10 protein-coding genes are annotated in these 14,331 nt (G+C 70.1%); 3 read left to right on the top strand and 7 right to left on the bottom strand.

Annotated features, from left to right (window positions below; translation table 11 throughout):
• Positions 1–9: 9 nt before the first annotated feature.
• Both LCL61_RS05375 and LCL61_RS05370 read right to left on the bottom strand, forming a co-directional pair.
• The gene (locus LCL61_RS05375) at positions 10–2,259 is read right to left on the bottom strand and encodes an ABC transporter permease (protein WP_340685806.1); all 2,250 of its coding nucleotides are present in this window, start codon (positions 2,257–2,259) and stop codon (positions 10–12) included.
• Positions 2,259–2,954, bottom strand: coding sequence for an ABC transporter ATP-binding protein (locus LCL61_RS05370; RefSeq protein WP_016338261.1), 696 nt, complete (start codon positions 2,952–2,954; stop codon positions 2,259–2,261). Before LCL61_RS05370 ends, LCL61_RS05375 begins: the two co-directional genes overlap by 1 nt.
• Before the next feature lie 180 nt (positions 2,955–3,134).
• On the opposite strand from LCL61_RS05370, the gene LCL61_RS05365 reads away from it, so the two are divergent.
• From LCL61_RS05365 to LCL61_RS05355, 3 genes are read left to right on the top strand one after another with little or no spacing between them, the layout of a single operon-like run.
• Positions 3,135–4,910, top strand: a complete 1,776-nt coding sequence (locus tag LCL61_RS05365) for a sensor histidine kinase (protein WP_425341981.1) — start codon at positions 3,135–3,137, stop codon at positions 4,908–4,910.
• Positions 4,907–5,557, top strand: coding sequence for a response regulator (locus LCL61_RS05360; RefSeq protein ID WP_034314268.1), 651 nt, complete (start codon positions 4,907–4,909; stop codon positions 5,555–5,557). The genes LCL61_RS05365 and LCL61_RS05360 overlap by 4 nt, the downstream gene beginning before the upstream one ends.
• Positions 5,558–5,572: 15 nt before the next feature.
• Entirely contained in the window at positions 5,573–6,880 is a 1,308-nt protein-coding gene (locus LCL61_RS05355; RefSeq protein WP_340685805.1) for an amidohydrolase, read from the top strand.
• Between the two features lie 218 nt (positions 6,881–7,098).
• On the opposite strand, the gene LCL61_RS05350 is transcribed toward LCL61_RS05355, so the two are convergent.
• From LCL61_RS05350 to LCL61_RS05330, 5 genes are all read right to left on the bottom strand, one after another.
• Entirely contained in the window at positions 7,099–7,785 is a 687-nt protein-coding gene (locus tag LCL61_RS05350; RefSeq protein WP_340685804.1) for an SDR family oxidoreductase, read from the bottom strand.
• A 66-nt stretch (positions 7,786–7,851) separates the two neighbouring features.
• On the bottom strand, positions 7,852–9,579 hold the full coding sequence (locus LCL61_RS05345) for a hypothetical protein (protein WP_340685803.1): 1,728 nt from the start codon (positions 9,577–9,579) through the stop codon (positions 7,852–7,854).
• A 53-nt stretch (positions 9,580–9,632) separates the two neighbouring features.
• Positions 9,633–10,250: a class I SAM-dependent methyltransferase gene (locus LCL61_RS05340; protein ID WP_340685802.1), complete on the bottom strand. Its 618-nt coding sequence runs from the start codon at positions 10,248–10,250 to the stop codon at positions 9,633–9,635.
• Between the two features lie 85 nt (positions 10,251–10,335).
• Positions 10,336–11,955, bottom strand: coding sequence for an SdrD B-like domain-containing protein (locus LCL61_RS05335; RefSeq protein ID WP_340685801.1), 1,620 nt, complete (start codon positions 11,953–11,955; stop codon positions 10,336–10,338).
• Between the two features lie 112 nt (positions 11,956–12,067).
• Positions 12,068–14,170, bottom strand: coding sequence for a PhoX family phosphatase (locus LCL61_RS05330; RefSeq protein ID WP_340685800.1), 2,103 nt, complete (start codon positions 14,168–14,170; stop codon positions 12,068–12,070).
• Between the last annotated feature and the right edge of the window lie 161 nt (positions 14,171–14,331).

The following is a 14,331-nucleotide window of genomic DNA, read 5'->3' as shown; positions in this document are numbered from 1 at the left end:
GCGAACTTTTCATTCGTCGGCCAGAGGCTCCGACTGCACCCGCTTGAGCGCCGGGGTCGAGACGGATGCCCCGAGCAACGCCACCCCGATTCCCAGCACCACGGGCGCCAGCAGCCATGGGCTCAGCACGACCGCTTCCTTCTCGACCAGGCTGTAGAGCCCCATGCCGACTCCGATCCCGACCACACCCGCGCCGATGGTGGCCACCATCGCGGGCAGGGCCGCTTCCATCCGCAGCGCCCTCGACAGCACCCGGACCGGTGTCCCGGCCGCGATGAGCGCCCCGAAGGTGCGGCGGCGGTCCATCACCGAGCCCGCGGTCGCCACGGCCGCGCTGCACCCGGCGAGCACGCCGGCGGCGATCAGGCCGATCACCGTGACCCGGCGCAGATCGCCGAGCTCCTGCTGCTGACCGATCAGGTGCAGGCCGCGGCTGCCGACCTCCTGGCCGGGTGCCGCCCCGACCAGCGCGGTCCGCACGACCTCGGCGTTCTCCGTGGTGGTCGGCACGATCACGTCGAAGCGCTCCGGCGTGACACCCGCGGGGAGCAGGGCCGGGTCGATGACGATCGTGCTGGACGTGTCCTCGTCACCTCGCGGGAAGACGTGCACGGCGGCCTTCGGGTCCAGCGGCGTGCCGGCCTTGTCGTACTCCGACGTCACGCGATACGCCGCCGGGTCGATCTCGTACCCGCTGTAGATCGCGGGACCAGCCTGGCAGGAACCGCCGATGTTCACCCGCAGGAGTTTGGTGGCGTCCTCGCAGCTCATCACGAACGCCCGGTTCAAGCTCTGGGAGCGGGTCCCCGTTTCGCCGGTGGCCAGGTAGACCTGCCCGACCGAGACGGCCTTCTCGGTGATCCCGTAGCGGGCGAGGGAAGCGTTGGTCTGGTCGGCCGTCTGCTGCGCGTGGGCCGCGTCGGAGTCGGCGTAGAGGACGTTGTCCTTGAAGGTCCGGCCGCCGCCCGCCATCGATTCGAACGAGGGCAGCAGGGTGAGCGCCATCGATCCGGTGAAGACGGCGAGCACGACACCCGCGGTGGCGCGGTAGGCGCTCTTCGGGTCGTCGCGGAGCCTGCGTCCCGCCAGCAGCGAGGCCGGTTTGCGCCAGATCCGGACGAACGTGCCGCCGACCGCCGAGGTGACCCACGGTCCGATGATCGCCGCCGACCCGACCAGCAGGAACAGTCCGAGCATCACCATCGGCAAGCTGGCGTTGTCCTGGCTGATCGCGAAGAGGAAGAAGGCACCGGCCAGGGGGACCGCGAGCAGCCGCCACCAATGCAGCGGCTTGCGAGCGTGTGCCGAAGCCGCGAACAGCGGCGTCTTCAGCACTCGGCGGATGCCGAGGACCCCGGCGAAGACGACCAGCAGCGGGATCGCCACGGCGACCGCGATGGTCGAGCCGACCGACAGGCTGAAGTCCGACGCGAGCCAGGTTCCGCCGCCCCACGGGACGAACGTCGAGAGGCCTTGGAGCGCCGGTGCCACGAGGATGCCGAGCAGCGCGCCGACCACGGCGGACAACGCCGTCTCGGCGGCGACGATCTTCGTCACCTGGCCGGGAGTCGCGCCGGCCAGCCGGAGCGCCGCCATCCGCAGCTCACGCCGGGCGGCGGTGAGCCTGGCCGAAGACGCGACGAGCACCAGGCTCGGCACGAGCAGGACGATCACACCGACCCAGGCGAGCAGTTCGAGCAGCGGATCGGGCTTCGCCTCCTTGTTCGGGAAGCCGTCCGCGGCCATCGCCGTCTTCGGCATCGACTCCGGGGTGTGGCCGACGACGGCGACCAGCTGCTCCGGATACATCAGTGATTCGGGTCCGAGCGCGTCGACGAGTTTGCCGAACCGGTCCCCGAGCTGCGCCCGCGGCGTCGACTGGATCAGTTTCCCGAGGGCGGGGGACACGATCGACTCGCCGGGTGCGGGCAGCCGCGGGATGCCCGGCGGCAGGCTGAGCATCGGCGAAGTGCCGGTCTGGGCGATGTCGACGCGGGTGATCTCGCGGTCGCCCGAGTAGTCCTTGTTCGCCGCCATCAGCAGCGGCGCCGGCCCCTGGCTCTCGCCGGACTGGGAGTAGTAGCTGCCGATGTCCTGCCAGATCGCCCGCTGGGAGCGGGCCTGCGTGGCACCGGGAAGGGAGGCCAGCAGAAGCACCAGACTGGTCGCGACGGCGACCCCGACCGCGGTGAGGATGGCCGACGTGCGGGTCCGGCGGTCGACCCGGAGCACCCGCATGGCCAGCTGGAAGCTGTTCATTACGCGGCCAGCCTCGTCGCGATCAGGCCGTCCCGGATGGAGACGGTGCGCGGCATGGCTTCGGCGAGCTCGCGGTCGTGGGTCACCACGATCACGGCGGCACCGCTGTCGGCGGCCGCGGCGAGCAGCGCGTCCATGGTGGCGCGGCCGGTGCGGGTGTCGAGCGCGCCGGTCGGCTCGTCGGCGAAGATCACCTTCGGCCGGTGCGTCAGCGCGCGTGCGATCGCGACGCGTTGCGCCTCACCGCCGGAAAGCTCGCCGGGGCGGCGCTTCTCCTTGCCCGCGAGGCCGAGCTTCGCCAGCCATTCGCGGCCGGCCTCGATGGATTCCTTGCGGCCCTTGCCACCCAGCAGCGACGGCAGCGCGACGTTCTCCTCGGCGCTCAGTTCCGCGACGAGCATGCCGGATTGGAACACGAAGCCGAACTCGGTGCGCCGCAGCTCGCTGCGCTTGCGCTCGTTGAGCTGGTCGACCCGTTGCCCGGCGAGGAAGATCTGCCCGGAGTCGGCACGGAGGATCCCGGCGAGCACGTGCAGCAGGGAGGTCTTGCCCGAGCCGGAAGGCCCGACGATGGCGACCGCGTCACCCGCCTGGATGTCGATGTCGATCCCGGCCAGCGCGTGCTGCGTGCCGTACCGCTTCACCAGCCCGCGGCCCGAAAGCACCGGCTGCCCTGTCCACTGTGGATCTACCACCGTGATTCTCCCTAGTCAGTCACTTGTGTTCTGCTTCGGGAAAGAGCTTCGCGGTGAACCGCCGGTGTCCACTTCGGGCAGACGGCCAGTGCTGATCACCCGCGCATCGGCCGATCGGCCGACCCGGCTCGGGCCGGTCGGCCAAGGTGCGGACGGCTGCCGATCCTCTACCGTCACGGTGTGACAGCAGGTCCGGCCCAGAACAAGTTCCCCGCGCGGGTGAGTGCGCTCGCGCGACGTATCGGCATGCCCGCCGTCGTCCTGCTGGCCGCGCTCGCGTTCGACCTGGTCTTCGTGACCGACGCCGCTTTCGACGACACGGGCCCGCGCGGGATCGATCTCCTGCTCTTCCCCGGCATCTTCGCGATGGTGTTCTGCGCGCTCTGGGCGCAGAAGCGGGCCGCCGTCGCCGCCGTCGCGGCCTCGGTCGTGCTGGTGGCGTACACGCTGGTCGTCCGGTACTTCAACATCCCGACCTATTCGAGCGTGCTCGCGCATCTGTCCATCACCGAGGTGGTGGCGGGGGTCGAGGTCCTGTTCTACGCCGCGCGCCGGACGCGGCCGGGTGTCGCGTTCGCCGTGATCTCCGGTCTGGTGCTGGCCACGCTGACCGCGGTGTCCGGCCGGTACTACTACGGCAGCGAGTCGAACGGCACCATGGCGCAGGCGATGCTGTTCGGCGGTCTCCTGCTGGGCGGCACACTGCTCTTCGCGATCCCCGGACGCGACCGGACGGCGCATCCGAAAAACTACGAGAAGCTGCAGAAGCTCAACAAGCTGGTGATGGGCCAATGGCCGCTCATCGGCCTGCTGGGCGTCGCGCTGATCCTGGAGTTCGGCTTCACCTACGAGAGCGGGGCGCACGGCTTCCCGATCCTGGTCTGCTCGATCGTCGCGGCGATAGTCGCGATCGCCGCGCCGCGGCGGCCCGCCGACGCGATGGTCGCGCTCACCGCGGTCATGCTGCTTTCGGCGCTGGTGACGCCGTTCCTCCGGCTCCGCTACGACTACCCGACCCCCGGCGGCGTGCCGGGCACGCAGGTCGTGGCGGGGATGGGCCTGGTCGTCACGCTGGTCCGCGCGGTCGGGCTGAGCAAGGCCGCGTCGCGGATCGCCGGGCTGTCGATGGTGGTCGCCGTGGCCTCCATCCTCAACACCAAACGGCCCACGCCCCGGCTGATGACCGATCCGGACGACATCGCCGGCCTCGTCGTCGCCGCGCTGCTGCTGCTCGGCATCTCGGTGGCGATCGGCCTGGCGTTGCGGTCACGGGATTCGGAACGCACGCAGGTCATCCAGTCGGCGATCAGCGACGCGCAGACATCGGAGCGGATGGCGCTGGCGCGGGAACTGCACGACGTGGTCGCCCACCACGTCACCGGGATCGTCGTGCAGGCCCAGGCGGCGAAGATGATGGGCGAGAAGAATCCGCAGGTCGCGGTCGAGGCGATGGGCCGGATCGAGGACGCCGGGGTGGAGGCGCTCGCGGCGATGCGGCGGCTCGTGCGGAGTATGCGCGGCGACGCCCCGGCCGGGAGCAGCGAGTTCAGCGAACAGGCCACCACCGATCTCGCCGCCGACTTGCGGACGCTGATCGAACGGTCGAACCACGGCGTGAAGACGTCGATGAAGCTCGAACTGCCGCCGAACGTGCCGCACGAGGTCGGGCGGTCGGCGTTGCGGCTGGTGCAGGAGTCGCTGACGAACGTCGGCAAGCACGCGTCCGGCGCGAAGGAGGCGCTGGTCATCGCCGAGGTGTGCGAGAACGAATTGCACATCCAGGTGACCGACGACGGACGTGAGCCACAGGGCCGTCCGGCCGGCGGGTCAGGCGGCTACGGTCTGATCGGCATGCGCGAACGGGTCGCCCTGTTGCACGGCCGGCTCTCCGCCGGGCGGGCGCCGGGCGGCGGATGGCGCGTCGAAGCGTGGCTACCACTTGAAGGAGAAGAGTGATCCGGGTACTGATCGCCGACGACCAGGACATGGTGCGGATCGGCTTCCGGATGATCCTGGACGCGCAGGACGACATCGAGGTGGTCGCCGACGTGCCGGACGGCGTCTCGGCGGTCGCGAAGGCGCGCGAACTGCGGCCGGACGTCTGTCTGCTGGACATCCGCATGCCGGGGATCGACGGTCTCGAGGTCACCAAGCAGCTGGCGGGCCCGGACGTCGCCGATCCGCTGAAGGTCGTGGTGGTCACGACGTTCGACCTCGACGAGTACGTGCACACCGCGCTGCGGAACGGTGCGAGCGGGTTCCTGCTGAAGGACGCCGGGCCCGCGCTGCTGATCGAAGCCGTGCGGGCGGCGGCGCGCGGGGACGCGCTGGTGTCGCCGCAGATCACCGTCCGGCTGCTGAAGCATTTCGACGGCGGGGCGGTGAAACGCGACGTCACCCCGCCTTCGGAGCCGCTGACCGCGCGGGAGCTGGACGTGGTCAAGGCGGCCGCGAAGGGGCTGACGAACACGGAGATCGGGGCCGAGCTGTTCCTGTCGCTGTCCACCGTTAAGACGCATCTGGCGTCCGTGCAGGGCAAGGTCGGCGCACGGAACCGGGTGGAGATCGCGGCCTGGGCGTGGCGGAGCGGCGTCGTGGACTGACCGTAAGCTCCATACATGCAACGCCGTTTCCACGCTCCTGTCGTTCTCCCCGCCGACCCCGCTTGCTCGTTGCTGCGTGACGCCGTGGTCGACGTGGACGAGACGGGCCGCGTCACCCATGTCGGTCCCCTGTCCGGGGCCCCCGAAACGTCCGCTCCCGTGACCCGGTTGAGCGGCATCCTCCTGCCCGGTCTGGTCAACGCGCACGCGCACAGCCCGATGACGCTGCTGCGCGGGATGGGCGGCGACCTGCCGCTGCTGCCGTGGCTGACCGAGATCATCTGGCCCACCGAAGCGAAGTTGGAGCCCGCCGACATCCGCACCGGCATGATGCTGGGCTCGATCGAGATGCTGCGGCACGGCGTCACGACCAGCGCGGAGATGTACTTCGAAGGCGAACAGCTCGCCGACGCGGTGCTCGCCACCGGTGGCCGGGTGGTGCTGGCCCCGCCGATCATGGAACTGCCGGGGATGGACTGGCGCGCGATGCTGAAGAGCATCGAACGCTGGATCGACACCGACGGTCTCCGGTTCGGGCCCGGTGACCGGATCGAGGTCGGCTACGGGCCGCACTCTGCGTACATGCTGAACGAGGAAGCGCTGCGGGCGACCGCGGAATCGGCGGCCGAGCGTGGCGCGCTCGTGCAGATCCACGTGGCCGAGGCGGCGCTCGAAGACGTCAAGCAGCGCGAAGCGCACGGTTCGGTGCCCGCGCTGCTGGAGAAGGTCGGGATGCTGCGGGGCCGGACACTGGCCGCGCACGCCATCCACCTGTCCGACGAGGACATCGCGCTGTTCGCCGCGCGCGGCGTCGGGATGGCGCACTGTCCCGGATCGAACGCGAAGCTCGCCTCGGGCATCGCCCGGGTGACGGAGCTGCGGAAGGCGGGCGTCGCCATCGGGCTCGGCACCGACGGCCCGGCGTCGAACGACGACATCGACCTGTGGGAGGAAGTGCAGCTCTCGGCGATGTTCGCGCGGCTCGCGACCGGTGACTCGACCGTGCTGACCGCGGCCGACGCGTTCCTGCTCGGCACCCGCGGCGGCGCGGAGGCGCTGGGCCGGACCGACATCGGCGCGCTGGAAGCCGGCCGGTGGGCGGACATGGTGCACGTCGACCTCGACGACCCGGCCTTCGCGACCGGTATCGACGTGCCCGACGCTCAACTGTTCGCGAACCTGGTGTGGGCCGCGGGCTCGCGCCGCGTTCGCGACGTGTGGGTGGCGGGCGAGCAGGTCGTCGGCGACGGCGAACCACTGCGGGTGGACCGCAGCAAGGTGCAGGCCGAAGTCGCCCACACCGCCGCGCGCCTGCGCTCTTAACTCACCTACGCAGCCCCCCACCCATCCCAGGGGGCGGCCCCGAGGCCAGTCTATCGGGGGTGGGCGGGGCAGGCCCCGGGAAAGTGCTGGTCAGGGCGGAGTTTTCCACAACTGTGAGGGGCTGTGGACAACTGGCCCGCGCGCCCAATGTCGCATTTGAGGCGCTGAGCTGAGAGTCTCAAATGCGACATTGGGAACCCGCTCGCTGCTAAGCGAGGCTAGACCAGGCCGCGCGGCCGGAGGGTCACCTCGGTCGGGTGCGCGTCACCGGTGGCGGAGACCGCGGCGAGGACGGCGGCCGCGACGGATTCGGGGCGCAGAAAGCGTTCCGGCTCGTACGCGCGGCCCTCGTCGGCGACGATCGCCTGCTGCATTTCGGTGTCGGTGCGACCGGGGTAGATCGACGTCACCCGAAGCGCGGACTCCTCCTCGCGCAGGGAGTCGGCGAAGGCCCGGACGGCGAACTTGCTCGCGGCGTACGGACCCCAGCCCGGCCGCGCGTTCTGCCCGGCGCCCGAGTTGATCACGACGACGTGCCCCTTCGAAGCACGCAGCGCGGGCAGCAACAGCCTGGTCAGCGTGACGACGCCGAGGACGTTGACCTCGAAGTTCGCTCGCCAGTCGGCGTCGGTCGCGGTCTCGACCGTGCCGAGCCGCGCCACGCCCGCCGAGTGCACCAGCACGTCCAGCGCGCCGATTTCGGCGGTCGCCGTCTCCAGTGTCTCCGTGTCGGTCAGGTCGATCGGCCACGGCTTCGCCTCGGGCAGTGTGCCCGCCAGTTCGCCGAGCGCGTCGGCGTCGCGGCCGCCGAGCAGCAACCGGTGGGTCGGGGCGAGCGCGCGGGCGGCCGCGGCACCGATACCGCGGGTGGCGCCGGTGACGAGAGCCAAGGGGAGATCAGCCATGCAGGCCACGCTAGTGGGTTCGGATCTGGACCGGTAAACGCGTGTCCAGACGGCGAATTCGCGTGATCAGGGGGCGCAGACGACAGGCGGCGTCGCCACCCTCGGGAACCGGATGGAGCCGCGGGTGAACGAACCGGCGAGGTTGTCCGCGAAGCGGCCGGCCGTCAGCGGATCCCGGACCGACGCGTCGATCGCCACGAGAGCCGGGCAGTCGAGCGCCGCTCGGGCGGCGGCGACGTCCGCGGCGCGGACCGGGCCGCCTTCGGCGATCGGGAGCCGCGCCGAATTCGCCAGTTCCCACACCGGGGGCAGCCATTTCTGGTGGCCGGGACGGCCGCCGGGGAGCGATGTCGAATGCGCGGCGAACGGGTTGGCGAGGCCGTAACCGTCGCGCAGCCGCATGTCGAGCGGGATCAGCAGGCCGAGCGCGCCCATGCTGTCCGCCGCGACGGTCACGTACGGCCGGTCCGTCGGGTACGCGTACCAGCGTCTGGTCGTGTAGTCCTGGATCAGCACCGCCGGGCCTTCCACGCCCCGGACGGCCGCCAGCGCCGACGGCATCAGCGGGTGGCCGGCGTAGTCCTCCGCCAGGATCGGATGCTCGTGCCCGGTCGACCGCGACCAGAACGCTCGCTCGTCCGTGACGCCCACAGCGCGCGGAGAAGCCGAGTACGCCGGGCGAAGCGATGCGGCGGCCACGAAGGCCCAGATCCCGACGGCGACCAGAAGCGCCACGGTCACCCTCGTCACCGGCACGGCCAGCACCGGCAGGAGCAGGCAGAACAGCGCCGGGAGCAGCATGCGCCCGTGCATGAAATCCCCGCCGACCCGGATCACGTACACCGCGAGCAACACCGCTCCGGCCACCGGAACCGCGGTGAGCACCACGAAGGTTCTGTCCATAGTGGACGAAACCGTGACGACCGCGGCCGCGAGCAGCAGCAGCGGGAGCCACAGCCAGTACGGCTGGACGAGATCGGCAAGGTACGCCCATCCGCGGGCCCAGTTCGCTTCCGACGCCTCCTTGACCAGCGCGGTGTTCGGCGTCAGCAGACCGTAGTAGCCCATCCGGAACACCTGATACGCCGACGGGAGCGCGGCCGCCACGGCCATCAGGCCCATCGCGTGGCGACGTCCCGGCCGCGCGAGGACGAGCAACGCCACCAAGGCGACAGCGCTGAAGAGGGCGAGATCGGGCCGCACCAACGGCCCCAGCCCGGCGACCAGCGCGACCGGCCAGGTACGCAGATCGTCCATTGTGGACGTGCGGCGGACAAGCAGCCACCAGGTACCGCCCAGCCACAAGCTGATCAGCCCGGTCTCGAGCCCGGACGTCGCGAAGTCGCGGAACGGCGGCAGCGCGCAGACCACCAGCGTCCCGGCGGGCGCGAGTCCGTGGAACGCCAGCGGCTGGTAGAGCCGCCGGGCGCCGTCCAGGCCGAAGAACAACCCGGCGACCGAGAAGACCAGCCCGGTGACCACGGAGACCCACTCCAGCGGCACCCCAGGGAGCAGCCCGAGGACGCTCAGCACCGCCGTCCACAAAGGACTCGTATTGGTCTCGACCCGCTCGCCGACGTTGAACACCGGACCGTTGCCCGCGAGGATCTGCCGGACCGTCCGCAGCACGATCAGCCCGTCGTCGCTCATCCAGCGACGGCGCCAGGCCAGGTCGGCGTAGACCGTCAGGACCAGGCCGAATCCGAACCAAGTCCAGGTCGACGGCCTCAGGTACCAGGCACGCGAAGGCCAGCCGGGCGTGGTCTCACCCGTCGTCGTGTTCGTCTGCGTCATGGCCCCGCCCGCCTCGGTTGCGTGCGCAGGAGATCAGGTCCGCGGCCCGCGAGTCAAACCGCACGGCCGGACAGGCAGGACTGTGGCCACTTCCTCCCTTCCATGGCCAGCCGCGCGGTGACCTCGAAGCCCGCCTGCGCCAGCAGATCCGCGATCCGGCCGGGATCCAGCAGGTAGGCGTCGTAGGTGACCGGGTGGCCGTACGCCGTCTCCGGGCTCAGCCGCTCGTCTCCGACATGGAACCCCAGCAGTACTCGCCCACCAGGCACGAGGGTGCGACGGAACTCCGCGAACACCGCCGGGAGCTCCTCCGGCGGCAGGTGGAAGATCGACCACCAGGCGACGAGACCGCCCAGCTCGCCGTCCGGGAAGTCCAGGGCGGTCATCGAGCCGACCGAAAACCGCTGGTCAGGGTAATGACGACGGGCTATCTCGACCATTTTCGGCGACAAGTCGACACCGGTGACGTCGAGGCCGAGCGCCGCCAGGTGAGCGGTGACGTGGCCAGGACCGCAGCCGACGTCGGCGACCGGGCCGCGCACCTGCTCGGCGAACGCGACGAGCATCGCGCGGCTGATCGGCTCCTGTTCGAAGAGCGGCACGATCCGCGACGCGTAGTCCTCGGCGACGGTGTCGTAGGACTCGCGGGTGGCGTCGAGATGGGAAGTCACGGTGGACGACGCTAGCGGCACCCACCGACAGTTCTCGCTCGTAACTCGCGTGATTGGAGGCGCAACTCGCGTGATCGGGCGGCGATCACGGCTCGATCAGCCCGGCGTCCCTGGTCAGGTCCTCCGGTGCTTTCGGCGAGGCCACCGGCGTGCAGCCGGTCGCGGGGTCCGCCGCCGAGTCGGTGCCGTCGTGGTGCGCGACTCCGGACCGGGTCAGCCGGCGCGAGCCGACGTCGAAGCACACCTGGTACGAGCCCGGAAGCACCCGTTCGAAGGCGTACCGCCCGTCCGGCCCGGTCACGGTCGAGGCCGTCTCCTTGCCGGAAGCGTCCTTCAACGTCACCTTCACATCCGGGACGCCGAGCTCGTCGCGGCGCTGGAGGCCGTCCTTGTCCTTGTCCAGCCACACGAAGTCGCCCAGCTTGCTCAGCGGCGCGACGAGACCCGCGGCGAGCGTCAGGTCGATCCGTTTGCGAGGGCCGACGGTGGTGGTCGCGGTGCAACCGGTCGCCGGGTCGGCGTCCGAATCCTTCGCGTCGTCGCCCGCGTCCTTCGCCGTGTACGTGAAGGGAAGCCCGGCGATGTCGAAGCAGACCTGGTAGATGCCGTCTTTCAGCTTGGTGAAGCGGTACTTGCCGTCGGCGCCGGTGGTGAGCGTCCCCAGCGCCGTGCCCGACGCGTCCTTCAAAGTCACCTTCACGCCCTGAACGCCCGGCTCCCCGGGGTCCTGCAGGCCGTTCCGGTCGACGTCGTCCCAGACGAACTCGCCGATCTCGTCGATCGCGGGCGGCGGGGTGACCTTGATGGTCGTGGTCGCGGTCTTCTTCGGCAAGGTTCCGCTGGAGACGGTCACGGTGCTGACGTGGCCGTTGTCCGCTTCGGTGATGTTCTTGTGGTCGCAGGCGACGGTCGCGGACTTGCCGGCTTCGAGGGTCGCGATCGGGGTGGGGTTCACGTCGCAGTACGGGTCTTCGACCTTGATGCCGGTCAGCGTCGTGGTGCCGTCGTTGGTGACCGTGAAGCGGTAGTTCGCGGTGGTGCCCGCCTCGAGGGTGGCCGTGGCGCCCCAGGCGCCGCTCGCCGGGTCCCGCACCTCCGCCTTCGCCGAGAACGAGTCGACCCGCAGGTGGACGCAGTCCCACATGACCCAGTTGCGGTCCGTGGCGGCGAAGAACTTCACCGAACCGGCCGACGGCGGGGCGACCGACGGCGGGAAATCCTGCCGGGCCAGTTTGCCGTCGGCCTCGACGGCGTGCACGACCTTGAGCTTGTTCTCCAGGACGACCTTGCCGGACCCGTCGTAGAACCGCAGTCCGGTCTCCTGGACGGCGTCCGCGCGCCGGAGGTTGCCGTCGTTCGTGCCGGTCCAATCGGTCAGCGTGTAGACGGCGCCGGGCACGAACTTCATCGCCGCGTAGGCGGTGCTGACCATCTTGTCCGGCGTCGAGATCAGGGCGTATTTGCCGCCGTCGGGCTGGTAGCCACTGGCCGTCGACAGCCGGGGTTGCTTGCTCCTCGGCGTGCCGGGAGGTACCGGGGCGGCGGGGTTGAACGTGTAGCCGGCGGGCGGGCTGCCCTGCTCGACGCTCGGGTTCGGCGCGGCGCCGCCGGTGCAACCGGACGGGACGGTCGCGGCCTGTGCGGACGAGGGAAGGATGCCCGCCACGAGTGCGCCTGCCGTCATGAACACCAGTGCCCTTTTCACAGGGCTGAAGCTAATGAGCGCGGCAGGGTTCCGTAATCACCGAACGGTGTCGTCCGGCGCCCCGATCAGGCAGAACAAGTCTCGCCGAGAGTGATCGGGGCGCCGGAGGCCACTACTTGACGCCGATACGGCCGACCTGGCCCCAGCGGCCCTTCTTCCACACCGACACGATCGACGGCCGCGGCTGGGTCGTTCCGCCGTCGGGCCAGTGCGAGGCCGGGCTTCCGGAGTTGGGCGCGTCCTCACCGGGGTGCTGCACGGCGATGAGCACCAGGTGGTCGGTCACCACCGGGCCGCAGCATTCCGCACCGACCGGCACCGACAGGAACTGCTTGACGTGCCCGCGTTCCGGACCGTCGACCGGCACGGAGAACAGGCCGTCGTTGGCGCCGAGCGCGTTGCCGTCGGTGGAGATCCACAGGTTGCCGTGCCGGTCGAACGCGACGTTGTCCGGGCAGGAAATGGGGCTGACCTGCTCCTTCGGGAAGCCGCCGAAGTAGGTGTCCGCCGTCTTCGGGTCACCGCAGACCAGCAGGAGCCGCCAGGAGAATTTCGTCGACGCCGCGTCGCCGCCGTTCTCTTCCCACTCCAGGACGTGACCGTTGCGGTTGTTCGGCCGCGGGTTCGCCTCGTCGACGTTCGCCTTGCCCGCGGGGCCGCGCTGGCTGTTGTTGGTCAGCGCGGCGTAGATCCGGCCGTTGACCGGGTTCGGCTCGATGTCCTCGGGCCGGTCCATCTTGGTCGGCTGGACCTTGTCCGCCGCCTCGCGGGTGAAGACGTAGACCTCTTCGGCGGTGAAACCGTCCACAAAGGACTTGTTGCCGGAGGCCAGCGGGATCCATTCGCCGACGCCGTCGAATTCGCCGTCCGAGGGAAGTTTCCCGGTGCCGTCGATCTCGGAAGCCGGGCTGTCGCCGGTGAAGCGGGCGACGTAGAGGGTGCCGTCGTCGAGCAGCGCCGAGTTGTGGCGACGCGCGTGCGCGCTCTTGCCCGGCTTGTACTTGCCCTTGGAGACGAACTTGTAGATGTACTCGAATCGCTCGTCGTCACCGGAGTAGACGGCGACTCGGCCGTCCTTGGTGATCTTGATGTTCGCGGCCTCGTGCTTGAAGCGGCCGAGCGCGGTGTGCTTGACCGGCGTCGAGTTCGGGTCGTTCGGGTCGATCTCGACGACCCAGCCGAACCGGTTGGCCTCGTTGGGCTCCTGCGCGAGGTCCCAGCGCTTGTCGTACCGCTCCCACTTGCGGGTGCTTTCGGTGCCGGAGAAGCCATACCGCTTCAGGCGTGCCGCCGCGACGGGGTCGGTGACCTTGGCCGCGTTGGCGAAGTACTGGTTGACGTTCTCCTCACCGGAAAGCACGGTGCCCCAAGGGGTCACGCCGCCGGCGCAGTTGTTCTGCGTGCCGAAGACCTTGCGGCCGGTCGGGTCGGCGGAGGTCTTGAGGTACTTCGAGCCTGCCGCCGGGCCGCGCACCTCGAAGGCGGTGTTCAGCGTGATGCGGCGGTTGAACGGGCTCGGCGTCACGCGCAGGGCGCCACCGATCGGGTCGCGGAAGGCCTGGACGACCGAGAGGCCGTGCGCGGCCCACGCGATCTTGACCTGCTCCTCGGTCGGGTTCTTCGGGTCGTACTGGTCGACCGGGAACATGTGGACCTCGGTGGTGTACTCGTGGTTCACCACCATGAGGTTGCGGATGCCCAGCGGATCCTGCGGGATCAGGCCGACGAAGTCGCAGTTGTAGCCGAACTGCTTCGCCTGCGCGGCCGCGGTCTGCTTGTGGAAGTCGAACTTCGGCGCGCCGAATTCGACGGCGTCGCCCCAGCGGATGACGACGCGCTGCTCGTAACCCTCGGGGATGGTGACCGCGTCGAGCTTGTTCGGCGGCACCGCTTCGAAGTCGGTACCGGGCACCGGACGCCCGGGGCGGCCCGGTTTGCCGTGGCCCGCGGCGGAAACGTCAGCCGGGGTCTCGGCGGCGGCCGTGCCGGAAAGCGCGGCGAAACCACCGGCGGCCGCGGCCATCACGGCGCCGGCCTTCAGCGCGCCACGACGGGACAGCATGTTCTTGACGACGTCGCCGAAGTATTCGTTGTCCGACGCGTTCGGCTCGGGGTGGGCGCACGCGTTGCCGCAGCGGTACTCGCAGGTGACCGCGGAGCGGCCACCGGGGTGGGAGGTGATCAACGGCAGCAGCCGCTGAGGCTCGAAGGACACAAGGCCTCCATGGTCGCGGTGGGTACACGTAGTCCAGTCGGGGGAACGCCGTGACGTTAAGCGACCAAAACGATCCAGCCCTGGCCAGCAGATGAACAGCGCGCGAACGAGCGATGGCGCGCTGCCGGATCAGGCAGCGCGCCATCGACGAAAAGTACTGC

This window comes from Amycolatopsis coloradensis (genome assembly GCF_037997115.1).
Lineage (GTDB): Bacteria > Actinomycetota > Actinomycetes > Mycobacteriales > Pseudonocardiaceae > Amycolatopsis > Amycolatopsis coloradensis_A.
The sequence above is the reverse complement of the archived record's forward strand: the minus strand, read 5'-3'. Positions and strand labels throughout refer to the sequence as shown.

Bases quoted from the DNA above. Each gene is read 5' to 3' on its own strand.
- LCL61_RS05375 (WP_340685806.1), bottom strand. From the start codon at position 2,259: ATGAACAGCTTCCAGCTGGCCATGCGGGTGCTCCGGGTCGACCGCCGG.
- LCL61_RS05355 (WP_340685805.1), top strand. From the start codon at position 5,573: ATGCAACGCCGTTTCCACGCTCCTGTCGTTCTCCCCGCCGACCCCGCT.
- LCL61_RS05350 (WP_340685804.1), bottom strand. From the start codon at position 7,785: ATGGCTGATCTCCCCTTGGCTCTCGTCACCGGCGCCACCCGCGGTATC.
- LCL61_RS05345 (WP_340685803.1), bottom strand. From the start codon at position 9,579: ATGACGCAGACGAACACGACGACGGGTGAGACCACGCCCGGCTGGCCT.